This window comes from Aquabacterium humicola (assembly GCF_030167915.1).
GTDB lineage: Bacteria > Pseudomonadota > Gammaproteobacteria > Burkholderiales > Burkholderiaceae_C > Pseudaquabacterium > Pseudaquabacterium humicola.
Genome location: NZ_JARGNB010000006.1, coordinates 241,659 through 264,328, shown reverse-complemented (window position 1 = coordinate 264,328; position 22,670 = coordinate 241,659). Strand labels below are relative to the sequence as shown.

Sequence of the window (22,670 nt, the reverse complement as noted above, 5' to 3'; positions counted from 1 at the left end):
CTCCTTCAACGCATCCACTGCGACGCGCTGCATTCGGGCGCACCGCGCGTCTCGCGCACCAGCGCGACGATGCGCTCGACCGACACGTTGACGCCGCCGACACCGGCCAGCAGCCCGTGCACGCGCGGCGGCGCCTCGACGCCGTAGAGCGCGGCCCGCAGTTCCTGGTGCAGCACGCCGCCGAGGCCCGGCGAATGGTTGCGGTCGAGCACGATCACTTCGCGCACGCCGGCCAGCGCCGCCCGCAGCGCGGCCACCGGCAGCGGCCGGAACAGGCGCAGCTTGAGCAACCCGACCAGCTCGCCCGCGGCACGCAGGACGTCGACCGCCTCGCGCGCGGTGCCGCTCATGCTGCCCATCGTGGCGATCACCGTGCTCGCGCCTTCGCAGCGGTAGCGCTCGACGATGCCCCAGGCGCGGCCGGTGCGTTCACCCCAGAGCCGGTCGGCCTCGGCGGCCAGCGCCGGCACTTGCGCCATCGCGTCTTCGGCGGCCCGGCGGTGGCGGCAGAACATCTCCTGCGTCACCACGTTGCCCCAGGACGCGCCGCGCTGCGGATCGAGCCGCTGCGCCGGATCGAAGGGCGGCAGGTACTCGTCGACCAGGTCCTGCGGCGGAATCGCCACCGGCTCCAGCGCGTGAGAGACGTAGAACGCGTCGAGGTTCACCAGCGCCGGCAGCATCACGCCTTCGGCGACGCGGTAGGCCTGCAGCACAGTGTCCAGCGCCTCCTGCGCACTCTCGACGTAGAACTGGATCCAGCCGGTGTCGCGCTGCGCGAGGCTGTCGGTCTGGTCGGGCCAGAACGCCCAGGGCGACGCGACCGTGCGGTTGACGTTGAGCATCACGATCGGCGCGCGTGCGCCGGCCGCGTAGTGCAGCAGCTCGTGCATCAGCAGCAGGCCCTGCGACGCGGTGGCGGTGAAGACCCGCGCGCCGGCCAGCGAAGCCGGGATGCAGGCCGACATCACCGAATGCTCGGACTCGACGGTGATGATCTCGGCGTCGAACTCGCCTTGCGACTGGAACTCGGTCAGCAGCTCCAGCACCGGCGTCTGCGGCGTGATCGGGTAGACCGGCGCGACCTGCGGCCGCGCGAGGCGCGCCGCCCACGCGGCGGCGTGGTTGCCGGTCAGCAAGACGCGTTGTTCGCTCATCGCAGCTCGTCCTCCATCGTCATCGCGCCGCTCGGGCATTCGCGCACGCACAGGCCGCAGCCCTTGCAGTAGTCGCCCAGCACCTCGTAGCCGCCGGCGTCGTGGCGCACCGCGAGGTCCGGGCAGACGACGACGCAGGTGTCGCAGGACGTGCAGTGGCCGCAGGAGAAGCAGCGCGCCGCTTCGTCGCGCACCTGCTCGCGCGTCAGGCCCAGCTGCACCTCGGCGCCATCGGCCAGGCGCTCGGCGGGTGGCACCACGCGCGACTGCGCGCGCGGCGCCCGGGGGTGGTACCAGGTGGCGATCGATTCGATGGCCGCCGTCGGCCCCTCGGTCTCGTCGGGCGTCTGCACGCCGAGCAACGCGCGGTGGATCGCCAGCGCGGCGCGCTCGCCCATGCCGATGGCTTCGGTGACGTGGCGGGCCAGGCTGGCGACGTCGCCGCCGGCCCACACCGTTCCATCGCCGGCACGCTGCCGGGCGTCGACCGCGAGCACGCCTCGCTCGGCCGGCAGGCCGAAGGGCTCGAGCTCGGTTTCCTGGCCGACCGAGCTGATCACCGCGTCGGCCTCGAGCGTGAACGCGGGCTCGTCGAGCGGCGTGAGCTGGAACTGCCCGCGCTGCGCACCGGGCTCGAAGCGCACGCGCCGGCAGTGCAGCACGAAGCCGTCGGCACCGCGCTCGCAGGCCTGCAGCATCGCGCCGTCGCACAGGTCGATGCCTTCCTCGAGCGCCTCGACCACCTCCTCGGCCTGCGCCGGCAGCTGGCCACGAGACTCCAGCGTCAGCAGCGTCACCGCATGCCCGGCGCGGCGCGCGCTGCGCGCGGCGTCCAGCGCGGCGCTGCCGCCGCCGATCACCACCACGCGCGGCCCCAACGGCAAGGGCCTGCCGGCATTGCAGCCCTCGAGCCAGGCCGCGCTGTCGACGATGCCGGGCTGCGCATAGTCCAGCTGCGCCAGGCGCCGCGAGCGGGCCGCGCCGGTGGCGACGAAGACCGCATCGTGCGCGTCGCGCAGCGCCTGGAACTGCGCCGGTGTCTGCACCGGCGAGCCGAACCGCAGCTCGACACCCAGCGCGACGATGCGCGCGATCTCGGCATCGAGCACGTCGCGCGCAAGCCGGTACGCCGGGATGCCGTGGCGCATCAACCCGCCCAGCGCCGTGCCGGCTTCGTGCAGGGTCACGCGCCAGCCGCGGCGGCGCAGCTGGAAGGCGGCCGACAGCCCGGCCGGCCCCCCGCCGACGATCGCGACATGGCCATCGCGTGAGACGCCCGGCGCATCGAAGGCCCAGCCTCCGGCGATCGCCGCATCGCCGACGAAACGCTCGAGCTTGCAGATCGACAGCGCCTCGTCGTACGCGGCGCGGTTGCAGGCCGACTCGCACGGGTGATGGCAGATGCGGCCGGCGACCGCGGGGAAGGGGTTGTGGCGCGTCAGCACGGTCCATGCGGCGCGCAGGTCACCGGTACCGGCCAGGCCGATCCATTCGGCGATGTCGCCGCCGACCGGGCAGGCCTGGTGGCAGGGCGACGGCGCGTGCACATGGCGCGCGATCATCGAGCGCCAGGTGCCGGTCTTGAAGACCTCGGTCGAGCCGGTGGTCCAGGTGGTCGGCACCAGCGTGGGCGATGGCGGGGCATTCATTCGCGGACCTCCGGCTGCAGCGCGGCATCGATCGCCCGCCATCCGTCGCGGCAGGCGGCGATGTTCTGCGCAGTGCGCCCCTTGCCGGCATCGCCCAAGCAGGCTTCCAGCACGTCGAGGCCCGGCGCACCGGCCCCGGCGAGTGCGCGCGCGAAGCCGCCGATCAGCGCCGAATTGACGATGCGGTCGAGCCCGTGCCGGCGCGCGATCGCCAGCGCGTCCAGCGGCAGCACGCGCCGCCCGGGCAGATCGTCCGCAAAGTGAGCGGCCGGCCGCGACGAATTGACGAAGACCAACGTACGCTCGTCGGCCGTGCGCGAAAGTGGTCCGGCGAGCAGGCTGGCATCGAAGCACAGGATGGCATCCGCGCGTTCGACGTCGCAGCGCAGGCGAACCGGGCGCTGGTCGACGCGCAAGGTCGAACTGACCGGCGTACCGCGACGTGCACCGCCATAGCTGGCGAAGCACTGCACCTGCCAGCCGGCGGCGAACCACGCGGCGGCCAGCAGGTTGCCCGCGGTCTGGGCACCCTGCCCGCCGCGGCCCTGGATGATTATCTGAAGCATGGTGGTTGCTCCAATTCGCGAGAGCCGCCACGCTTCAATTGGGCGGTAGCGTCATTGGCGGCTGGGGGCCCGTTGCGGTCATGCATGCAAGCACCGAGCGCGCCAAGGCCACTGGGTGCCCGGCTCCGCTCATGCCAGGGCCTCGCGGCCCTGGCGTTCGCCAGGCACAAACAGTCCACTGGACTGTTTGTGTCCGGGCTCACTCCCCCGGGCCGTGCGCCGCCGATACGCCTGAGCCTGGCTCCCGGCCGGCCCTCCTCCTTGACTTCGCTACGCCGGGCACCCAGCGCCCTTGGCTCATGCGACACCGCGGCGTGCGATCCCTTGCCAGGGCGGAGCGGATCAGGACGGCGGGGCGCTCTGTGGAGCGAAGTCAAGGAGGAGGGCCGGCCGAGCACCATCCGGAGCGTATCGACGCAGCCCGGCCCGGGGGACATGAGCGGAACAGAGCGCCCCGCCGGCCTGATCTTGTGCAGACCTCCGCACGCGACGGCAAACCTCCGCAACGGGCCGAGAAAGGTGGGCGAGCAGCGCTGTGCCATTCAGTCCTCGAGCAAGCTCGACGTGCAGACGTGCGGCAGCACCGCCGTCGCTTCCAGCTCGATCTTCGCGGGGTGGTCGAGCAGGTCGGAGACGAACACCATGCTCATCGCCGGGTAGTGGCGGCCGATGATGCGGCGCCAGATCTCGCCGAGCTCGCGCCGCGCCGCCAGGTAGGCCGGCTTGTCGCAGCAGTAGGCGGTGATCCGGCAGAGGTGCTGCGGCTCGCCGCCGGCCGCGGCCAGCACCGCGACCAGATTGCGCAGCGCCTGCTCGAACTGCGGGGCGATCGCTTCCGACTCGAAGCGCTGCTGCGCGTTCCAGCCGACCTGGCCGGCCAGGAAGACCAGCCGGCCCCCTTCGAGGCCGAGGTCGGCTTCGATGCCGTTCGCATAACCCACCGGCGATTGCCAGCCTTCGGGCAGCAGGACTCTCATCGCGGGCCTTTCGTTCAGTCGTTGTAGCGCGGCGGGTCCGGATCCAGCGACCAGTCCTTGTCCGGCGGCGGGTAGCGCTCGATCCAGTCCTCGAGCAGCGCGATGTGCTCGGCCTCCTCGCGCTGCAGCGCCAGGGTGGCGCGGCGCAGTTCGCCGTCGTCCATGCCCTCGGCGAGCTTGGCGAAGAAGTCGTGCGCGCGGCGTTCGGCGGCCATCGCCAGCTGCAGCGCGTGCCAGGGATGCATCAGGTAGTGCAGCGCATCGGTCGGCACCGTCTCGGGGCCGTCGAGCTCGGGATCGGCGAAGGCCGGCGGGTGGTCCTGCGTCGCCAGCCGGCGGCGCATCGCCTCGGCATGCTCGGCCTCGTAGCCCGCCATCTTGCGGAACAGCGCGGCGACCTCGCGGTTGTTGCAGGCCTCCATCGTGTCGGCCAGCTCGGCGTAGCGGCGCGCGGCATGCTGCTCCATCGCGAAGGCGGCGGCGATCAGCGCGTCGATCGAGTCGGGTCGGGGGCCGCTCACAGAACGAACTCCTGCTCCAGCGCCTCGATGTCGACCGGTTCGGACGGGCGCGGCACGTAGGCCGGCCGGTGGCCGGCGTACAGCACGCCGATGTTGAAGCCGTCGTCGGTCATGATGCGGCGCGCGGCGCGCGCGGGGTCGTCGGTCACCGTCACCGAGGCCGGGTGCACCAGGTCCTTCCAGCCGCGCTGCTCGGGTCGGAAGGTGACGCAGGGGCTCAGGATCTCGATGAACGAGAAGCCGGGGTGGCGCACCGCCTGCGCGATGATGTCCGCGGTGCCGGCCTGGTCGCCGGCGAACGCGCGGGCGACGAAGTTGGCGCCTGCGGCCAGCGCGATCACCAGCGGATGGAACGCGCGCACGCCGGTGCCGCCGGGCGCGAGCTTGTTGTCCCAGTCGGGCTCCGTGGTCGGCGACGCCTGGCCCTTGGTCATGCCGTACACGTGGTTGTCCATCACGATGTAGGTCAGGTCCACGTTGCGGCGGCAGGCATGCAGGAAATGGTTGCCGCCGATCGAGTAGCCGTCGCCGTCGCCGCTGGCCACCAGCACCGTCAGCTCGGGCCGGGCCACCTTGAGGCCGGTGGCCGCGGCCAGCGAGCGCCCGTGCACGCCGTGGAATCCATAACACGCGGTGTACGCGGGAATGCGCGACGAGCAGCCGATGCCGGAAACCACCGCCACCTCGTGCGGCGGCCGCTGCAGCAGCGCCAGCGCGCGCGTCACCGAGCCGAGCACGGTGTAGTCGCCGCAGCCCGGGCACCAGATCGGCTTGTAGTCGGACTTGTAGTCGGCCGCGCCGAGGACGGTGGGCGGCACCATGTCGTTCATTGCAGTCTCCTCCGCATGTCGTGATCCGGCATGGGCGCTTCGGAACGGCCGCGCGCGTTCATGCCAGTGCCTCCAGTTCCGCACCCATCCACTGCTCGATCGCGGAACAGACCTCGCCCGGCCGCAGCGGCAGCGGTCCGGGCCGGTGGAATCCGGCCGGGCGGCCCGGAAGGTCGAGCTCGCCGCGCAGGTGACGCAGCAGCTGGCCGCCGTGGTTCTGCTCGATCACCAGCACCTGCTCGATGCCGGCCAGCGCGGCCTCGAAAGCCGCCGGCTGCAGCGGCGCCAGCAGGCGCAGCACGATCAGCCTGACCGCATGGCCGCGGGCGGCGGCACGCTTCACCGCTTCGCGCACCGGCCCGGCCGCGGAGCCGAAGGTGATCACCGCGAACGGGCCCTCGCCTTCGACGTCGGCCCAGCGCGGCCCGTAGTCGTGCTGCATCAGCTTGCGCGCGCGCTTGTCGAGCTGGCGCCGGTGGTCAGCCGCCTGACTGCTCGGAATGCCGCGCTCGCTGTGCTCCAGGCCATCGGCGGTGTAGACGGTGCCGGGATTGCCGGGAATGGCCATCGGCGAGACACCCGATGGTGTATCGGCATAACGTTTGTAATCCGCGGCCATCGGTTCAGCCACCAGCCGCGGCGACGGCTGCCGCGGCGGCAGCGCCGGCCGCGGGATGATCGCGCGCGACTGGCCCATGAACTGGTCCGACAGCACGATCGCCGGCGCCTGCAGCGCTTCGGCCAGTTCGACGGCCCACTGTGTCGTGGCCGCGCAATCGCCGATCGACGACGGCGCCAGCACCAGCCGCGGCGCGTCGCCGTGCAGGCCGCTGACGGCGAAGGACAGGTCGCTCTGCTCGCTCTTGGCCGGGATGCCGGTGGACGGGCCGCCGCGCATCACGTCGACGATCACGATCGGCACTTCCGCGGCCACCGCGAGGCCGATGCCCTCGGTCATCAGCGCGAGTCCGGGACCGGCGGTGGCGGTCAGCGAGGGCACGCCGCCATAGGACGCGCCGATGATCATGTTCACCGATGCCAGCTCATCCTCGGCCTGCAGCAGGGTGCCGCCGACCTTGGCCAGCGCCGGGGCCATCCACTCGAGCATCTCGGTGGCCGGCGTGATCGGGTAGGCGGCCACGAAACGCACGCCGCCGCGCAGCGCGCCGTAGCCGGCCGCCTCGTTGCCGCTGAGCTGCCAGCGCGGCGCGGCCGACGCCGGCGCCGGCTGCAGGGTCGGCAGCGCCGGCAGGGCTGCCGCCGCTTCGACACCCGCGCGCAGGGCCGCGAGGTTGGCCGCCAGCGCATCCGCATCCCGCTGCCAGCCGGCGGACACCGCCGCTTCGAGCGTCGCGACGTCGATGTGCGCCAGCGCACCCGCGATGCCCAGCGCCAGCATGTTGATCCAGCTGCCCTTGAGGCCCTTGGCCGTCTTCTTCAGCGGCAGCTGCACGACGCGCGCGCCGCTGGCGGCGAAAACCGGCGGCACCTCGCCACCATCGATGTCGCCGACGATCAGGCTGCCCGCATGCAGCGGGATCTCGTCGGCGAAACGCTGCACGTTGGTCCAGTCGATCGCCAGCAGCACGTCGAAGCGGTCGTCCAGCGCGTCGACCGGCGCATCGGCCAGGCGCACCAGCGCGGCCGCCTCGCCACCGCGGATCTGCGGGCCGCTGGTGCGCACCATCAGGCCATGGAAGCCGGCCTTCGCGGCCGCGTCCAGCAGCAGGGTGCCGGCCGTCATCACGCCGCTGCCGCCGCTGCCTGCAATGGCGAACGAGAGACTGCGGGGGGGCGAGGAAACACGGTCGCTCATCGTCTGGGTCTCCACGGTGCTCGTCGTCGGTTCGTCTGACACGACGCTGTCGATGCGGAGTTGACGGCGGCCGCCGCCGGCAGCTTCTGACCTGGATCAAACGCACTGCGCACCGCGTCGCCAGAATCGCCCTAAACCAGCAATGCGGTACCGATTTACCTCATTGCCGGTGTTTCATCCCGCACTTCCTCCCGTTTTTCACCGCCCGGCCAGGGCACGAAAGGGACCGCGAATGGACATCGCAGCGCACCGCTGGAGCTTCGTCGAACGCAACCTGCCGATGGTCCACGAGGCCTTCGTGCCGCGGCCCGGCGACGGCGAGGTGGTGGTGCAGATCGCCGGCTGCGGCGTCTGCCACACCGACCTGGGCTACGTCTACGACGGCGTGCGCACCAACCACCCGCTGCCGCTGGCGCTGGGCCACGAGATCAGCGGCCGGGTCATCGCCGCCGGCGCCGGCGCCGGCAGCTGGATCGGCAGTGCGGTGATCGTGCCGGCGGTGCTGCCCTGTGGCACCTGCGACCTCTGCCAGCGCGGGCTGTCGACGATCTGCCGCGCGCAGAAGATGCCGGGCAACGACATCCAAGGCGGCTTCGGCACGCACATCGTCGTGCCCGCGCGCGGCCTCTGCCCAGTCGACGAGGAGCGCCTCGCGCGCGCCGGGCTCGAGCTGTGGCAGGTGTCGATCGTCGCCGACGCGCTGACCACGCCGTACCAGGCCGTCAGCCGCGCCGGCGTGGCCCCGGGCGACGTCGCGGTGGTGATCGGCGTCGGCGGCGTCGGCGGCTACTGCGCGCAGATCGCACGCGCCTTCGGCGCCGCGGTGGTGGCGATCGACGTCGACCCGCGCAAGCTGCAGGCGCTGTCCGACGAGGGCGTCGTCGCGCTGACGCTGGATGCGCGCGCGCACGACGCCAAGGCGCTGAAGAAGGCCGTCGCCGAGCTCGCGCGCCAGCAGGGCCTGCGCGCCACCGAGTGGAAGATCTTCGAATGCTCCGGCAGCGCGCCGGGCCAGCAGACGGCCTTCGGCCTGCTGGTGCACGGCGCCACGCTGTCGATCGTCGGCTTCACGATGGACAAGGTCGAGCTGCGGGTGTCGAACCTGATGGCCTTCGATGCCCGCGCGATCGGCAACTGGGGCTGTCCGCCCGAGCTGTACCCCAAGGCGCTGGACCTGGTGCTCGACCGCCAGGTGCAGCTCGCCCCCTTCGTCGAGCGCCGCCCGCTCGACCAGATCAACGCCGTGTTCGAAGCCGTGCATGCGCGCGAGATCACGCGCCGTGTCGTGCTCGTGCCCTGAAGGAGTCCTGACGATGAACGCCCCCGAACGCCTGCAAGCCCCCGCGCACGATTTCAAGCAGCACGACCTCGTCGACGACATCGCCAAGCCCGGCGTGCGCATCGAGCGTCGCCCGGCGCGCCGGCCCGACGGCCGCGTTGCCGAGGGCCTCTACAACACCTGGATCTGGCTCGACAACCCGACGCAGTACAACTCGTACACGACCGACATGGTCAAGGGCGTGATCCTCGCGCTGCGCGCGGCGAGCAACGACCGCGCGGTCAACTGCGTGGTCTTCACCGGCACCGGCGACAAGGCCTTCTGCACCGGCGGCAATACCAAGGAGTACGCCGAGTACTACGCCGGCCAGCCGCAGGAGTACCGGCAGTACATGCGGCTGTTCAACGACATGGTCAGCACGATCCTGGCCTGCGACAAGCCGGTGATCTGCCGCGTCAACGGCATGCGCATCGGCGGCGGCCAGGAGATCGGCATGGCCTGCGACTTCTCGGTCGCGCAGGACCTGGCGCGCTTCGGCCAGGCCGGCCCCAAGCACGGCTCGGCGCCGATCGGCGGCGCGACCGACTTCCTGCCGGTGATGATGGGCGCCGAACGCGCGATGGCCGCCTGCGTGCTGTGCGAGCCCTTCAGCGCGCACAAGGCCTACCAGATGGGCATCCTCACCGACCTTGTGCCGGCGCTGAAGGTCGATGGGGCTTTCGTCGCCAACCCGACGGTCGAGACCCAGCGTTTCGTCGACGAGTTCGGACGCCTGTGCTACGGCGAGCCGAAGACCGGCGCCGCGCTCGAGGAAGGCAAGGCGCTGATGAAGCGCGGCACGGTGGACCTGTCGCTGCTCGACGCGAAGGTCGAGGAGCTGTGCGCCAAGATCCTGCTGACCTTCCCGGACTGCACGACCAAGACGATCGAGGAGCTGCGCAAGCCCAAGCTCGACGCCTGGAACCGCAACAAGGAGAACGCGCGCGCCTGGCTGGCGCTGAACATGATGACCGAGGCCCGCGCCGGCTTCACCGCGTTCAACGACGGCCCGAAGGACGACCGCGAGGTCGACTTCGTGCTGCTGCGGCAGAAGCTGGCTGCCGGGCAGAGCTGGGTCGGCCCGTTGCACGACCAGATCCAGCCGGGAGCAGCGCGTGGCTGACGCGACGTCCCCGCTGCGCGTGTGGCTCGACCGCGACGGCGCCTTGCTGCGCCTGCGCCTGGCGCGGCCGAAGGCGAACCTGTGCGACGCGGCGATGATCGACGCGCTGCACGACGCCTTCGAAGGCCATGCGCGCCAGCCGCTGCGCGGCGTGCTGCTGGATGCCGAGGGCCCGCACTTCAGCTTCGGCGCCAGCGTCGAGGAACACCTGCCCGACCGCTGCGCGCAGATGCTGGCCAGCCTGCATGCGCTGATCATGGCGATGGTGCGCTTCCCGGCGCCGGTGCTGGTGGCCGTGCGCGGCCAGTGCCTGGGCGGCGGGCTGGAAGTGGCGCTCGCCGGCGGGCCGATCTTCGCGCGGCCCGACGCGATGTTTGGCCAGCCCGAGATCCGCCTCGGCGTGTTCGCGCCGGCCGCATCCTGCCTGCTGCCGTGGCGCGTCAGCCCGGCCGCCGCCGAGGAGCTGCTGCTGAGCGGCCGCAGCATCGACGGCACGCGCGCTCTCGGCATCGGCCTGGTGCACGCGCTGGCCGACGACCCCGAGGCCGCCGCCCTCGCCCATTTCGACGAACAGCTCGCCGGCAAGAGCGCCGCGACCCTGGCGCTGGCGATCGAGGCCACGCGCGCGACACGCGCCCGCGAGCTCGGCGCCCGCCTGGCCGAGGTCGAGCACCTGTACCTGCACCGCCTGATGACCACGCACGACGCGAACGAGGGCCTGAGTGCCTTCCTCGCCAAGCGCGCACCGCGCTGGGAGCACCGCTGATGAACGAGCCCGATGTGATCCGCATCGTCAGGCGCTGCGAGGCGCTGTTCGAGGACCTGCACTTCAACGCGGTCAAGGACTGGAAGGCCGCCGCGCCCGGCCGCCAGGCGATCGGCTACATGCCGGTCTACGTGCCGCGCGAGCTGATCCACGCGGCCGGCATGCTGCCGGTGGGCATCCTCGGCGGCGGCGACCAGATCGAGGTGATCCAGGGGGACGCGTATTACCAGAGTTATATCTGCCGCATCCCGCGCTCGACGATCGAGCTCGGCCTGACCGGCCGGCTCGACTGCCTGGACGGCATGCTGTTCCCGTCGATCTGCGACGTGATCCGCAACCTCTCGGGCATGTGGCAGATCCTGTTCAAGGACAAGTACGTTCGTTATGTCGACGTGCCGCAGAACTACCAGGACGAGGTGGGCGGGCGCTTCTACATCGGCGAGATGCAGCACATCCGCGACGACCTCGGCCGGCTGCGCGGTGCGCCGATCACCGATGCCGAACTGAACGCATCGATCGCGGTCTACAACGACAACCGCAGCGCCATCCGCGATCTCTACGCCTACCGCGCGGCGAAGCCGTGGCAGGCGCCGACCTCCGAGGTCTACCTGCTGCTGCGCGCGGGCATGGTGCTGCCGGTGGAAGAACACACCGCGCTGGTGCGCGAGTACCTTGCGGCGGCCGAAGCCTTCCCGCGCCCGAAGCGCGACAACGCGCGCATCGTGCTCAACGGCAGCTTCTGCGAGCAACCGCCGCTGGCGCTGATCAAGTCGATCGAGATGTCGGGCTGCTACATCGTCGACGACGACTTCATGCTCGTCACGCGCTGGCTGCTCGACGACGTGCCGGCCGACGGCGACCCGCTGGCCGAACTGTCCAAGGCCTTCCTGCACCGCTCGGCCTCCACCGCGGCGAAGTACGACGCGACGCGCGAGGAAAAGGGCGTCTTCCTGATGAAGCAGGTCAAGACGCGCGGTGCCGAAGGCGTGGTCTTCGCCGCGCCCTCCTTCTGCGATCCCGCGCTGCTGGAGCGGCCGATGCTGCAGGACGTGCTGTCGAAGCACGGCATCCCGCACACCGCGTTCAAGTACGCGGAGAACACCGGGCAGATGGCGCCGATCCGCGAGCAGGCGGGCACGTTCGCCGATTCGATCAAGTTGTGGAATGCGGCGGCTTGAGATGTCACGCGTAGCGACGTTCTCCGTCCTGTGCAGCGGTGCGTGGCGTGCCAAGGCCACTGGGTGCCCGCATGCGGGGACTGCGCATGCCGACACCGAGCGCGCCAAGGCCGCTGGGTGCCCGGCTCCGCTCATGTCCCCCGGGCCGTGCACCGCCGATACGGCTGATGCTGGATCACGGCCGGCCCTCCTCCTTGACTTCGCTACGCCGGGCACCCAGCGCCCTTGGCCAATGCGACACCGTGGCATGCGCCCAGGTGCCAGAGCGGTGCGGATCAGGACGGCGGGGCGCTCTGTGGAGCGAAGTCAAGGAGGAGGGCCGGCCGGGTATTGCCCGGGGCGTATCAGCGCAGCCCGGCCCGGGGGACATGAGCGGAACAGAGCGCCCCGCCGGCCTGATCTCTCTCCGACGACGACAACGACAACGACGACCCACGCCATCCGCCACATCGCAAGGACAGCCCCATGAGCACCACGTCGACCATCGCGATGCCCGCCCCCACCGGCACGGCCAAGCGCCCGCAGAACGTCCAGAAAGAGGACGCGATGTGGCTGCAGAAGGAGCTGATCAACCGCAACTACGCGGAGCTGGCGGGCGCGCGTGCGGCCAACCGCAAGGTGTCGGCGACCTTCGTGCCCGGCAACCTCAACGAGCTGCTGATGTGCTTCGACTTCGCACGCAGCCTGCCGGAAACCAATGCGCTGCAGAACGGCATGCGCAAGCGCAGCGGCAAGTTGATCATGGATGCCGAGCGCGACGGCCAGAGCGAGGACGTCTGCACCTATGTGAAGGCCGACCTCGGCATGATGATGGGCGGCGAGGTCGGCCCCACCGGCGAAGTGTTGCCCAAGCCCGACGTGCTGCTGCTGTCGTACACCGGCTGCTTCACCTTCATGAAGTGGTTCGAGCTGATCCGCCACAAGTATGGCTGCGAGACAGTGATGCTGCATGTGCCGTACCAGGGCGAGGGCCGCATCCAGCCCGGCATGCGCGACTATGTCGTGCGCCAGCTGAAGGAAACGGTGATCCCCGCGCTCGAGCGCATCTCCGGCGTCAAGTTCGACATCGACCGGCTGCGCCAGTACATGCGCGAATCGGTCAAGGCCGAGGAAGACCTGGTGAAGGTGCTGCACTCGGCCAAGCACCGGCCGAGCCCGATCGACGGCTACTTCGGCGCGGTGTACTACATCGGCCCGATCTTCACCGCCTTCCGCGGCACGCCCGAGGCCACCGAGTATTACCGCGTGCTGCGCAACGAGATCGACGAGCGCGTCCGGCTCGGCAAGGGCCCCGTCACGCCCGACGGCGAGATGGGCGAGGAGAAGTACCGCCTCGTCGTCGAGGGCCCGCCCAACTGGACCAGCTTCCGCGACTTCTGGAAGATGTTCTACGACGAGGGCGCGGTGGTCGTCTCGTCGACCTACGCGAAGGTCGGCGGCCTCTACGACTTCGGTTTCCGCCACGACCCCGAGCATCCGCTGGAGTCGCTGGCCGAGTACTGCCTGGGCTGCTACACCAACCTGAACCTGCCCTCGCGCATCGACATGATCTGCCGCTACATCGAGGAGTACGACGCCGACGGCCTGCTGATCAACTCCATCAAGAGCTGCAACAGCTTCTCCGCCGGGCAGCTGCTGATCCTGCGTGAAGTGGAGCGCCGCACCGGCAAGCCCGCGGCCTTCATCGAGACCGACCTCGTCGACCCGCGCTACTTCTCGGCGGCCAACGTCAAGAACCGGCTCGAAAGCTACTTCCAGATGGTCAAGCAGAAGCGCACCTACGGCCATCCGGACCCGGGCAATCTGGCCCGCGCGATCCCGATCCACGCGCACTGACCGGCCAGGAGCACACCATGCGTTGTTTCATCGGCATCGACTTAGGCTCCACCACCACGAAGGCGGTGGTCATCGACGAGCACCAGAACGTGCTCGGCCGCGGCATCACCAACTCGCGCTCGAACTACGACACGGCCGCGGCGGTGGCCAAGATCGAGGCGATGGTCAACGGGCGCTTCCACCTGTTCCGGCAGGCGCTGCAGGGCACGGGCGCGCTGAACGGTTCGCTCGACACCTTCATCAACCAGCTCGAACGTGACTTCCGCGCCGAGCAGTACCTCGAGCAGCTGCGCGACCTCGAGGCCACCTGCCAGCGCAACCTCGGCACCTCGGCCTTCGGCAGCGCGACCGAACGCGCGACGCTCGACGAGGTGTTCCGCCGCCTCGCCGAGGAAGCACCGGCGCTCTTCGCGCCCGGCGCGCGGCGCAAGAGCGACTTCTTCCGCGACATCGCCGGCAGCCAGTACCTGGCCATCGGCGAGGAAGTGGCCAAGGCGGCGGGCACGCGCTACGAGCACCTGCTGAACCTGTTCGACCGCTCGATCATCGAGGTCGAGAACCGCGTCTATGCCGACTCGGTGCGCCGCCACCTGCTGTCGGCGCTCGAACGCAGCTTCGCGGCACTGCCGGAGACCGAAGCCCGGCGCGGCGCGATCGAGGCGCCGATCAAGCAGGTGCTGGACACCGAGATGGAGGAGACCTACATCGTCGGCACCGGCTACGGCCGCGCGCGGCTGCCGTTCTCGAAGGAGCACATCCGCAGCGAGATCCTCTGCCACGGGCTCGGCGCGCACGTGATGTACCCCGGCACCGCGACCGTGCTGGACATCGGCGGCCAGGACACCAAGGCGATCCAGGTCGACCCGGCCGGCATCGTCGAGAGCTTCCAGATGAACGACCGCTGCGCCGCCGGCTGCGGCCGCTACCTCGGCTACATCGCCGACGAGATGAACATGGGCCTGCACGAGCTCGGGCCGCTGGCGATGCAGTCGACCAAGTCGATCCGCATCAATTCCACCTGCACCGTGTTCGCCGGCGCCGAGCTGCGCGACCGTCTCGCGCTGGGCGACAAGCGCGAGGACATCATGGCCGGCCTGCACCGCGCGATCATCCTGCGCGCGATGTCGATCCTGGCGCGCTCGGGCGGCATCCGCGACCAGTTCACCTTCACCGGCGGCGTCGCGAAGAACGAGGCCGCGGTGAAGGCCCTGACCGACCTGGTCGAGGAGAACTACGGCCGGCTGACCTTGAACATCAACCCCGACTCGATCTACACCGGCGCGCTCGGCGGCGCGACCTTCGCGTGGCGCGCGGTGGTGGAAGAAGGCAAGACCGCGGAGGCAAGAGCATGACGCTGACCATCGGCATCGACATCGGCTCCGGCGCGGTGAAGACCGTGCTGTTCGACAGTTCCGACCCCGCGTCGCCGCGCTGGCTGGCGCGCCGCTGCGAGCGCATCCGCCGCCGCGACCCGATGACCTTGGCGCGCGAAGGCCACGACGGCGTGCTGGCCGACGCGGGACTGGCCCGCGGCGACGTGGCCTACGTCGCGACCACCGGCGAAGGCGAGAACGTCAGCTTCGCGACCGGTCACTTCTACTCGATGACCACGCATGCGCGCGGCGGCGTCTTCCTCGCGCCCGAGGCGCGCGCGGTGGTCGACATCGGCGCGCTCAACGGCCGCGCGATCTCGATCGACGGCCGCGGTAAGGTGCTGAGCTACAAGATGACCAGCCAGTGCGCGTCGGGCTCGGGCCAGTTCCTCGAGAACATCGCGCGTTACCTCGGCGTCGCGGTCGAGGAGATCGGGCCGCTGTCGAAGACCTCGCAGGACCCCGAGAAGGTCAGCTCGATCTGCGCGGTGCTGGCCGAGACCGACGTCATCAACATGGTCAGCCGCGGCATCGCGACGCCCGACATCCTGAAGGGCATCCACCTGTCGATGGCCTCGCGCATCGTCAAGCTGCTGAAGGTGACCGGCGTGAAGGAAGGCAGCGCGCTGCTGACCGGCGGCCTGGCGCTGGACACCGGGCTGCTGGCGGCCATCCAGGAAGAGATGCAGAACGAGAAGGTGAAGGTCGACGTGCGTTCGCATGCCGACTCGATCTATGCCGGCGCGATCGGCGCCGCGCTGTGGGGCGCCTTCCGCCACGCCCGCATCGCCGCGCTTGAGCACGAAGCCGCCACCGCCTGACAACGAGCCCGAACCTCGCCTGACCCCGCCGGAGACCCGCCATGGCCCTGCTGATCAACGACAACTGCACCGCCTGCGATGCCTGCAAGCCGGTGTGCCCGAACGAGGCGATCTCGGTCGGCGACCCGATCTACGTGATCGACGCGCTGCGCTGCACCGAATGCGTCGGCGCAGAGGACGAGCCGCAGTGCAAGCTCGTCTGCCCGGCCGACTGCATCGTGCCGAACCCGGACTTCGTCGAGTCGCCCGAAGAGCTGCAGGCGAAGTACGAGTCGCTGCACGGCTGAACGGACGCGGCGCGGCCGGTGGCCGGCGCGGCGCATTCGGCACGCGAGGGCATGCGACAGGGCTGACTATCATCAGCCCCTTCCAACGACTGCCCGCCGATCGCCATGTCCCTGTCGATGCCCTCATGGCCCGCCGCGCTCGCGGCCGGCGCCGCCGCGTTCAGCCTGCTCGCCATGCCGGTGCGCGCCGCCAACCCGGTGCCCGACTCGGTCTACGAACCGCTGCGCATGGAAGCCGGCACGTGGGATGCCGAGGTCACCTTCTTCGAGAACGGCCAGCCCAGCGGCAGCGCCAAGGGCGTGCAGGTCAATACGCTGCTGGTCAACGGCCACTGGATCGTCAACGACTTCCGCATCCCGGCCATGGCCAAGCTGCCCGCCTACCAGGGCATCGGCACCTGGGGCTGGGACCCGGTGGCCAAGCACTACGTCAACACCTGGGTCGATACCAACGACCGTTCGGTGCGCATCGACCACGGCTACTGGCATGCGCCCGAGCAGACGATGATCTGGTCGTCGAAGGTCAACGACGGCGAAGGCCACTCGGTGGACTACCGCGCCACCGAGGAATTCAAGGGCGACACCCGCATCTTCAGCTTCTTCCAGCTCGGCATCGTGAAGCCGAATGCGCATCCGCTCGTGCGCATCGTGTTCACGAAACGGCCGGCCACGCAGGCCGGCGCGGCGTCGGGGCTCACACCGGGATGACGAACATCAGCCGCTGCGACGGCGCGAAACCGGTGGCGTAGAGAAAGCCCAGCAGGCCGAGCGACCGCTGCGCGACCACCGTCTCGGCCCGTTCGACGCGCAGCGCGCCGAGGTTGGCGAACAGCTGCGACAGCAGCGCATGGCCGACGCCGCGCTGCGTCCACGCGGGGTCGACGCCGATGGTGTCGAGCACCGCGACCGGCTCGGTGCGGCCGTAGTCGCCGAAGTCGGCGCGCGCCATCAGGTAGCCGACGATCGCGCCGCCGCGGCGCGCGACCAGCGAGATGCGGATCGCCGCGTCGTGCAGCGCCTCGGCCAGGCGCGCGGCGATGTAGTCGCGGCGGTCGCTGCCGACGATGTCGCGGTCGATGCGCACGATCGCGTCGAGGTCGTCGGCCGTCATCGCGCGCACGTCGGCCTCGTCGCGCGCGAGGCGCTCATGGTCGTTGCTCTCGGTGCGGCCGTAGTCGATCTCGGCCGGCGCGCCGAAGCCCGGCGGCAGCGAGACCGGGCCGTCGCGCTCGGGCCGCCAGCGGCCCTCGTCGACCGCCGATTCGATGACGTGGTGCGGTGCCAGCGCGAAGCCGCGGCGGTGCAGCCAGGGCAGCAGGCCGGCGTCGGTCCACGCGGCCAGCGTGTGGATCTCGTCGGCACCGTGGCGCCGGCCCCAGTCCTGCAGCGCACGCAGCAGCGCGCTGGCATAACCGCGACCGCGGCGCTCGGGCCGCACGCCGACCAGCTCGATGCGCAGCGACGGCCGGCTGCGGCCGAACTCGCCGTGCAGCACGCGCGCCAGCAGGTAGGCGGCGAGCTCGCCGCCCTCGTCCACCGCGAACTGCGCGTGCAGCGCGGGTTCGCGGCGCGCGGCGGCGAGGCGGCGTTCGACGTAGTCGCGGCGCGAGCGGCCTTCGAGCGCGGCGTCGATCGTGACGACGGCATCGAGGTCGGCGGCGGTCAGCGCGCGCACGGCGCAGGAGTGGTCGGTGTTCGGGTGCGGCATGGCGGTTCCTGCAGGGGGATTCAAAGCGGGGTCAGGCGTCGACCGCGTACTCGAAGGCCAGGCGCCGGTCGGCCTCGTCGTCGAGCAGGTCGTCCAGCAGCGGCAGCAGGCCCATCGTCTCCTTCTGGATGTGCGCGACGAGGCGCTCGACCAGCTCGGCCGCGAGGCGCCGCAGCGCCGCAGCGTCCTCGCTGCCGAGCGGTCCGGCGGCGGCGGCGCGGGCCAGCGGCAGCAGCTCGGCGGCCACTTCGCGCAGCGTCGCGTGCTCCTCGGCCAGCAAGGTCGCGAGGTCGCCGTCGCCGGCGTCGGCCATCAGCGGGAACAGCGCCTCTTCCTCGAAGTTGAAGTGGCGGCCTATCTCGTGATCGAGCTGACGCACCAGCGGCGCGGCCAGCGCCGCGAGCCCCGCATCGTCGCCGCGCAGCGCGCGTTCGACGCGCTCCAGCAGCTGCAGGTTGGCGCGGTGCTCGTCATCGAGCAGTCGGGCGGTCTGGCGCGAGAAGCTCATGGCTCAATTCCGGTATTGAAGTACCAGAATAGAGGAATCAGCGCGGCGGCGCTTGCGTCAGCGCAAAACCGGCGCGAGCGCGCGCTGCCAGCGCCGCAGCAGCACGGCGAAGAACCATCCGAAGGCCAGCGCGCCGACGGCGCCGACGGCCGCCGCGGACACGAGCAGCCCCGCCTCGTCGGCCAGCAGGCCGGCCAGCAGCAGCGCCAGCGCGGCGGCGTGCGCGACGGCATGCACGCGCAGCGGCGCCTGCACCGTCAGGGCCGACGGCGTCGGTGCGCGCCGTCCGGGCGGACAGTGCATCGCCACCAGGAAGGGCAGGATGCGCTGCAGCACGCCGAACAGGAAGCTCGTCAGCCAGCCGCCGACCAGCAGCACCAGCACCACGTGGCCCGATGGCCCGTGGCCGGTCACCAGCTGCAGCGCCGCCAGCACCAGCGCGGCCACCAGCGCGGCCCAGCCGCCGCGCATCATCGACAGCGACAGGCCGAGGTCCTGCCGCATGCCCTGCGCCAGCGTGCGCTGCATCTGCACGAGGTGGATCGCGACCCCCAGCGCGCCCAGCGCCAGCGCGGCCGCGCGCAGCGGCAGCGGCGCGAGGCCCGCGGCGGCGGCGGCGCCGATCGAGATCGCCGCCAGCGCCGCCGTGCCCGAGGCGAGCTGCCCGCGCAGCGGGGGCACCGGCGCCAGCGCGAACATCGGCAGCAGGATGGCCGACAGCCCGAACGCCAGCAGGCCCATCGTGCCGAACACGCCGGCCAGCAGGTGCAGGGCGCGCGCGCTATCGCGGTCGATGAGCGGCCGGCCGAGCCAGCCCAGCACCAGCGCCGCGGCACTCGCCAGCAGCAGCGCCAGCCCGGCCAGCGCGCCCCAGCCGTGCAGCACGACCCCCGGCATGCCGCGCGCGGCGCGCAGGTTGGCCACCAGCAGCACGGCGTGAAGCAGCAGCGCCCCGATCACCAGCGCCGCGCCGGCGGCGAGCCACGGCGGCCGCGCCAGGCCCATGCCCAGCACCAGCAGCACCACGCCGGGCGTGAAGCCCCACCACAGCGCCGCGGCCAGCCGGTGCGACTGCAGCGGCTGGCGCGTGGCCACCGGCAGCAGCTGCAGGCTGGCGCCGATCGCCGCCGACATCAGCGTGCCCAGGGTCACCAGGTGCAGGGCCGCCAGCGGCCAGCCGAGCCCGCCGTGCCAGCCGGCGCCCTGCATCGTGCCCACCGCCAGCGCCACCCAGGCCAGCACGTGGAAGACCACCGCGGCGCCGAAGAAGCGCAGCGGGATCGAGGCCGGCAGCAGCCGGCCGCGCGCGCCGGCCAGCACGATGCCGGGCGCCGCAGCGGCGGGCCGGGCGAGCGGGGTCTTCACGGTTGCAGCGCCGCGATCACGGCACGAAGGGTTCGAGCCGCAACCGCACCTCGCCCGGATCGCCCGCCAGGTGCGAAGCCTGCCAGCCGCGTTCGGCGAGCTCCGGGTACAGCAGCCTCGGCTCGCGGTCGTGGTGCAGGATCACCACCGGCGGCGCCTGCGGGCCATCGATGAGCCGCAGCACCAGCACCAGCGGCTGCGGCGGCGGCAGCCCGCGCACGTCGACATGCAGGCCGTCGGCCTCGTGCCAGGTGCGGGCGCCGATGGGGTCCGGAGCGGTCATCGGAAGGTCCTGCCCTCGGTGCCCGCGGCGCGGCCGCGCGGCCGCCGTGCAGGGCGCATCCCTGCGGCGCTCATCGGGCCGACTCGTCCAGCGCGGCCGCGAGCTGGCGCCGCAGCAGCTTGCCCGCCGCGGTGCGCGGCAGCGCGTCCAGCCGACGCAGCCAGGCCGGACGCTGGTACGGCGACAGCCGGGCGACGCGCGCGCGCAGCGCCTCGGCCAGCCGTTCGGCGTCGTGCGGCTCGGCGGCGTAGAAGTAGGCCAGCGCCTCCACGCCGTCGGCGTCGTGCACGCAGGCGCAGGCGCCCTCGCGCAGGCCCTCGAGGCCCTCGCCGAGCTGCTCGCCCAGCGCGGTGAGGTCGACCCAGCGGCCGCGCACCTTCACCAGCGCGTCCTCGCGGCCGGCGAAGCGCCAGCCTCCGCCGGCCGTGCGCACGAACAGGTCGGCCGGGCAGAACGCGCCGTCGCGGAAGCTGTCGGCCTGCGCCGCGGGGCGGTCGAGGTAGCCGAGCGCGAGCGTCGAGGTGCGGATCAGCAGGCGCGTGGGCCCGCCGGCGTCGGCGGCCCGGGCGTCCAGCGGCCGCGCCTGCACGCCGGGCGAGGGCCGCAGGCCGTCGTCGCCGTCGAGCGCGGTCAGCACCAGGCACAGCACTTCCGAGGCGCCGTAGCCGTCGATCATCGGCCGCGCCGTCGCGGCACGCCAGGCCTCGCGCAGCGTGGCCGGCAGCGCCTCGCCGGCCGACACGAAGCGTCGCACGCCGGCAGCGGCCAGCTGCGGCGCAATGCCTCGGCGCAGCATGTCGCGGTACAGCGCGGGCACGCAGAACAGCACCGTCGGCCGCGTGCGCGCCACCGTGGCGGCGACGTTCTCCGCGGTGGGCCACTGCGGCTCCAGCAGCAGCGTCGCGCCGATGCGCAGGCCGGCCAGCAGCACGTTCACCAGCGGATAGCAGAAGAACAGGCGCGAGCTCGAGAACAGCCGGTCGCCCGGCTCGATGCCCAGCCGTTCGGCCGAGATGCACGCGATGTCGCCAAGGCTGCGCTGCGCGTGCACCACCGCCTTGGGCTTGCCCGAGGTGCCCGACGAGTGCACCCAGAAGGCGGGCGCCTCGGCCGGCATCGGCAGCGCGCGCATCGGCGCCATCGCGGCCACCGCGCGCCGGGCGTCGTCGACCCGGATCACGCGCGTGCACCACGGCGCCGGCGTGCCCTCGTCCGACTCGGCGACGATGAGGTCGAAGCCCGCCTCGTCGAGGATGTACTGCCACTCGGGCGCAGGGATCTTCGGGTTGATGCCGACGGCGACGCCACCGGCCCAGATCGCGCCCAGCCAGGCGATCACCCAGTCGATGCCGTCGGGCAGCTTGACGGCGACGCGGCTGCCCGGCTGCACCCCACGCGCGCGCCACAGGGCCCCGGCGCGTGCGACGCGCTCGCGCAGCGCGCCGTAGCCGATGCGCCGGCCATCGCACTCGATCGCGGTCGCCGCGGCGTCGTGCGCGCCGAGCAGCAACTCGGCCCCATTGAGCGGGGCGCCGGTGGCCTGCGGCGGATGGCACGGGGGGCACGGCATGGTGTCGGCGCCTTCCGGTGGTGGCCGGCCGTGACCGCTCAGCCTTCGTTCCAGAGCTCGTCGACGAGCCGGCGCACCAGCGCCAGCAGCATGCGACGACGGTACCGCACCGGCGCGACGGTGGTCGCCAGCACGTTGGCCGTGGCCTGCACCGCCTTGGCCAACACGGCCGCGGACTCGGCATCCCACGTGGCGCCGACGACGCCGAGCGTCGGCACGACCAGCGGCGCGGAGTTGGTGCCGGTGATGGCCACGCGCAACCCGGCGATCCGATGGCCGTCGCGCCGCAGCGCCACCGCGGCGCCGGCGAGCGGGAAGTCCACCGCGTCGCGGATGCGCGCCTTGGCGTAGTCGGCGCGCCAGCCGGCGCTCGGCGGCACGACCACGGCGGTGAGCCACTCGCCGGACGACAGTGTGAGGCGCTGCCGGCCGTCCTCGACGTACAGCGCCGCCAGCGGCAGCGTGCGCATGCCGCCGGGTCCGGCGATCTCGACGCCGGCGTCGAGCGCGATCAGCGCCGGCGCGACGTCACCGTGGTAGGTGGCGTAACAGCGGTCGCTCTTGACGACGACGTGGCACTTGTCGCCGCGGTACTTCAGGCACCAGCCGTTGCCGGCGCGCCACCAGTCGCTCTGGTTGTAGAACACGCAGCGCGTGTCCTGGCACAGGTTGCCGCCGAGCGTGGCGGCCTCGCGGTGCGTCGGGCCGGCGACGAGGCTCGCGGCCTTGGCCAGCACCGGCCAGTCGGCGCGCACCGACGGATGGCCGGCCAGCGCGGCCAGCGTCGTCGCGGCGCCCAGGCGCAGGCTGCCGTCGGGCTGCACGTCGATGCCGGCCAGCCCGGCGACGGCGCCCAGGTCGACCAGCACGAGGGGTGCACCGATGCCGCGCCGCAGGTTCGGCAGCAGGTCGGTGCCGCCGGCCAGCGCCTGCGCGCCGCTCTCGGCGAGCGCCCGTGTCGCGTCATCGACGCTGGACGGCCGCACCGTGCGCAGTTCGTGCAGTGCGTTCATGTCGC

At 71.8% G+C, this 22,670-nt stretch carries 22 protein-coding genes; 9 read left to right on the top strand and 13 right to left on the bottom strand.

Annotated features, from left to right (window positions below):
• Positions 1-5: 5 nt before the first annotated feature.
• The 7 genes from porA to P1K89_RS24425 all read right to left on the bottom strand — a co-directional run bounded on the left by porA (position 6) and on the right by P1K89_RS24425 (position 7,516).
• On the bottom strand, positions 6-1,157 hold the full coding sequence (gene porA, locus P1K89_RS24455) for a pyruvate ferredoxin oxidoreductase (protein WP_284619134.1): 1,152 nt from the start codon (positions 1,155-1,157) through the stop codon (positions 6-8).
• Entirely contained in the window at positions 1,154-2,806 is a 1,653-nt protein-coding gene (locus tag P1K89_RS24450) for an FAD-dependent oxidoreductase (protein WP_284619133.1), read from the bottom strand. The genes porA and P1K89_RS24450 overlap by 4 nt, the downstream gene beginning before the upstream one ends.
• Complete coding sequence (locus P1K89_RS24445; protein ID WP_284619132.1) at positions 2,803-3,372, bottom strand: 2-oxoacid:acceptor oxidoreductase family protein; 570 nt, start codon at positions 3,370-3,372, stop codon at positions 2,803-2,805. Before P1K89_RS24445 ends, P1K89_RS24450 begins: the two co-directional genes overlap by 4 nt.
• A 542-nt stretch (positions 3,373-3,914) precedes the next feature.
• A complete protein-coding gene (locus P1K89_RS24440) occupies positions 3,915-4,349 on the bottom strand; it encodes a RidA family protein (RefSeq protein ID WP_284619131.1) in 435 nt (144 codons plus the stop codon).
• A 14-nt stretch (positions 4,350-4,363) separates the two neighbouring features.
• A complete protein-coding gene (locus P1K89_RS24435) occupies positions 4,364-4,870 on the bottom strand; it encodes a ferritin family protein (protein WP_284619130.1) in 507 nt (168 codons plus the stop codon).
• Positions 4,867-5,700: a 2-oxoacid:ferredoxin oxidoreductase subunit beta gene (locus P1K89_RS24430; protein WP_284619129.1), complete on the bottom strand. Its 834-nt coding sequence runs from the start codon at positions 5,698-5,700 to the stop codon at positions 4,867-4,869. The genes P1K89_RS24435 and P1K89_RS24430 overlap by 4 nt, the downstream gene beginning before the upstream one ends.
• Positions 5,701-5,758: 58 nt before the next feature.
• The gene (locus P1K89_RS24425; RefSeq protein ID WP_284619128.1) at positions 5,759-7,516 is read right to left on the bottom strand and encodes a 2-oxoacid:acceptor oxidoreductase subunit alpha; all 1,758 of its coding nucleotides are present in this window, start codon (positions 7,514-7,516) and stop codon (positions 5,759-5,761) included.
• 232 nt (positions 7,517-7,748) lie between these two features.
• On the opposite strand from P1K89_RS24425, the gene had reads away from it, so the two are divergent.
• The 9 genes from had (at position 7,749) to P1K89_RS24380 (ending at position 16,926) form a co-directional block, all read left to right on the top strand.
• Positions 7,749-8,816 carry a 6-hydroxycyclohex-1-ene-1-carbonyl-CoA dehydrogenase gene (had, locus tag P1K89_RS24420; protein WP_284619127.1) on the top strand — a complete coding sequence of 356 codons (1,068 nt, stop codon included), beginning with the start codon at positions 7,749-7,751 and terminating at the stop codon, positions 8,814-8,816.
• 13 nt (positions 8,817-8,829) lie between these two features.
• Entirely contained in the window at positions 8,830-9,957 is a 1,128-nt protein-coding gene (oah, locus tag P1K89_RS24415; protein WP_284619126.1) for a 6-oxocyclohex-1-ene-1-carbonyl-CoA hydratase, read from the top strand.
• The gene (locus P1K89_RS24410) at positions 9,950-10,723 is read left to right on the top strand and encodes a cyclohexa-1,5-dienecarbonyl-CoA hydratase (RefSeq protein ID WP_284619125.1); all 774 of its coding nucleotides are present in this window, start codon (positions 9,950-9,952) and stop codon (positions 10,721-10,723) included. Before oah ends, P1K89_RS24410 begins: the two co-directional genes overlap by 8 nt.
• Positions 10,723-11,901 carry a benzoyl-CoA reductase subunit C gene (bcrC, locus tag P1K89_RS24405; RefSeq protein ID WP_284619124.1) on the top strand — a complete coding sequence of 393 codons (1,179 nt, stop codon included), beginning with the start codon at positions 10,723-10,725 and terminating at the stop codon, positions 11,899-11,901. The genes P1K89_RS24410 and bcrC overlap by 1 nt, the downstream gene beginning before the upstream one ends.
• A gap of 465 nt (positions 11,902-12,366) precedes the next feature.
• On the top strand, positions 12,367-13,737 hold the full coding sequence (gene bcrB, locus P1K89_RS24400; protein WP_284619123.1) for a benzoyl-CoA reductase subunit B: 1,371 nt from the start codon (positions 12,367-12,369) through the stop codon (positions 13,735-13,737).
• A gap of 17 nt (positions 13,738-13,754) precedes the next feature.
• Positions 13,755-15,089, top strand: coding sequence for a benzoyl-CoA reductase subunit A (gene bcrA / locus P1K89_RS24395; RefSeq protein WP_284619122.1), 1,335 nt, complete (start codon positions 13,755-13,757; stop codon positions 15,087-15,089).
• Complete coding sequence (gene bcrD, locus P1K89_RS24390) at positions 15,086-15,931, top strand: benzoyl-CoA reductase subunit D (RefSeq protein ID WP_284619121.1); 846 nt, start codon at positions 15,086-15,088, stop codon at positions 15,929-15,931. The genes bcrA and bcrD overlap by 4 nt, the downstream gene beginning before the upstream one ends.
• 41 nt (positions 15,932-15,972) lie before the next feature.
• Positions 15,973-16,218, top strand: coding sequence for a YfhL family 4Fe-4S dicluster ferredoxin (locus tag P1K89_RS24385; protein ID WP_284619120.1), 246 nt, complete (start codon positions 15,973-15,975; stop codon positions 16,216-16,218).
• Positions 16,219-16,335: 117 nt separating this feature from the next.
• Positions 16,336-16,926 (top strand): DUF1579 family protein, encoded by a 591-nt coding sequence (locus tag P1K89_RS24380; protein ID WP_284619119.1) that lies wholly within the window; start codon positions 16,336-16,338, stop codon positions 16,924-16,926.
• Here P1K89_RS24380 and P1K89_RS24375 read toward each other — a convergent pair.
• From P1K89_RS24375 to hcrB, 6 genes are all read right to left on the bottom strand, one after another.
• The gene (locus P1K89_RS24375) at positions 16,913-17,926 is read right to left on the bottom strand and encodes a GNAT family N-acetyltransferase (RefSeq protein WP_284619118.1); all 1,014 of its coding nucleotides are present in this window, start codon (positions 17,924-17,926) and stop codon (positions 16,913-16,915) included. The genes P1K89_RS24380 and P1K89_RS24375 overlap by 14 nt on opposite strands.
• A 31-nt stretch (positions 17,927-17,957) precedes the next feature.
• Positions 17,958-18,434 (bottom strand): hemerythrin domain-containing protein, encoded by a 477-nt coding sequence (locus tag P1K89_RS24370; protein WP_284619117.1) that lies wholly within the window; start codon positions 18,432-18,434, stop codon positions 17,958-17,960.
• A 57-nt stretch (positions 18,435-18,491) separates the two neighbouring features.
• Positions 18,492-19,799: a hypothetical protein gene (locus P1K89_RS24365; RefSeq protein ID WP_284619116.1), complete on the bottom strand. Its 1,308-nt coding sequence runs from the start codon at positions 19,797-19,799 to the stop codon at positions 18,492-18,494.
• A 16-nt stretch (positions 19,800-19,815) separates the two neighbouring features.
• Positions 19,816-20,082, bottom strand: coding sequence for a DUF2249 domain-containing protein (locus P1K89_RS24360; RefSeq protein ID WP_284619115.1), 267 nt, complete (start codon positions 20,080-20,082; stop codon positions 19,816-19,818).
• Positions 20,083-20,152: 70 nt separating this feature from the next.
• Positions 20,153-21,652 (bottom strand): AMP-binding protein, encoded by a 1,500-nt coding sequence (locus tag P1K89_RS24355; protein ID WP_284619114.1) that lies wholly within the window; start codon positions 21,650-21,652, stop codon positions 20,153-20,155.
• A 38-nt stretch (positions 21,653-21,690) separates the two neighbouring features.
• A complete protein-coding gene (gene hcrB, locus P1K89_RS24350; RefSeq protein WP_284619113.1) occupies positions 21,691-22,665 on the bottom strand; it encodes a 4-hydroxybenzoyl-CoA reductase subunit beta in 975 nt (324 codons plus the stop codon).
• Positions 22,666-22,670: the final 5 nt, after the last annotated feature.

Coding starts and splice junctions, on each gene's coding strand:
- P1K89_RS24440 (WP_284619131.1), bottom strand. CDS start 4,349: ATGAGAGTCCTGCTGCCCGAAGGCTGGCAATCGCCGGTGGGTTATGCG.
- P1K89_RS24380 (WP_284619119.1), top strand. CDS start 16,336: ATGCCCTCATGGCCCGCCGCGCTCGCGGCCGGCGCCGCCGCGTTCAGC.
- P1K89_RS24355 (WP_284619114.1), bottom strand. CDS start 21,652: ATGCCGTGCCCCCCGTGCCATCCGCCGCAGGCCACCGGCGCCCCGCTC.
- P1K89_RS24430 (WP_284619129.1), bottom strand. CDS start 5,700: ATGAACGACATGGTGCCGCCCACCGTCCTCGGCGCGGCCGACTACAAG.
- P1K89_RS24385 (WP_284619120.1), top strand. CDS start 15,973: ATGGCCCTGCTGATCAACGACAACTGCACCGCCTGCGATGCCTGCAAG.
- P1K89_RS24370 (WP_284619117.1), bottom strand. CDS start 18,434: ATGAGCTTCTCGCGCCAGACCGCCCGACTGCTCGATGACGAGCACCGC.
- porA (WP_284619134.1), bottom strand. CDS start 1,157: ATGAGCGAACAACGCGTCTTGCTGACCGGCAACCACGCCGCCGCGTGG.
- hcrB (WP_284619113.1), bottom strand. CDS start 22,665: ATGAACGCACTGCACGAACTGCGCACGGTGCGGCCGTCCAGCGTCGAT.
- had (WP_284619127.1), top strand. CDS start 7,749: ATGGACATCGCAGCGCACCGCTGGAGCTTCGTCGAACGCAACCTGCCG.
- P1K89_RS24375 (WP_284619118.1), bottom strand. CDS start 17,926: ATGCCGCACCCGAACACCGACCACTCCTGCGCCGTGCGCGCGCTGACC.
- bcrA (WP_284619122.1), top strand. CDS start 13,755: ATGCGTTGTTTCATCGGCATCGACTTAGGCTCCACCACCACGAAGGCG.
- P1K89_RS24445 (WP_284619132.1), bottom strand. CDS start 3,372: ATGCTTCAGATAATCATCCAGGGCCGCGGCGGGCAGGGTGCCCAGACC.
- bcrB (WP_284619123.1), top strand. CDS start 12,367: ATGAGCACCACGTCGACCATCGCGATGCCCGCCCCCACCGGCACGGCC.
- oah (WP_284619126.1), top strand. CDS start 8,830: ATGAACGCCCCCGAACGCCTGCAAGCCCCCGCGCACGATTTCAAGCAG.
- P1K89_RS24450 (WP_284619133.1), bottom strand. CDS start 2,806: ATGAATGCCCCGCCATCGCCCACGCTGGTGCCGACCACCTGGACCACC.
- P1K89_RS24425 (WP_284619128.1), bottom strand. CDS start 7,516: ATGAGCGACCGTGTTTCCTCGCCCCCCCGCAGTCTCTCGTTCGCCATT.
- bcrD (WP_284619121.1), top strand. CDS start 15,086: ATGACGCTGACCATCGGCATCGACATCGGCTCCGGCGCGGTGAAGACC.
- bcrC (WP_284619124.1), top strand. CDS start 10,723: ATGAACGAGCCCGATGTGATCCGCATCGTCAGGCGCTGCGAGGCGCTG.
- P1K89_RS24360 (WP_284619115.1), bottom strand. CDS start 20,082: ATGACCGCTCCGGACCCCATCGGCGCCCGCACCTGGCACGAGGCCGAC.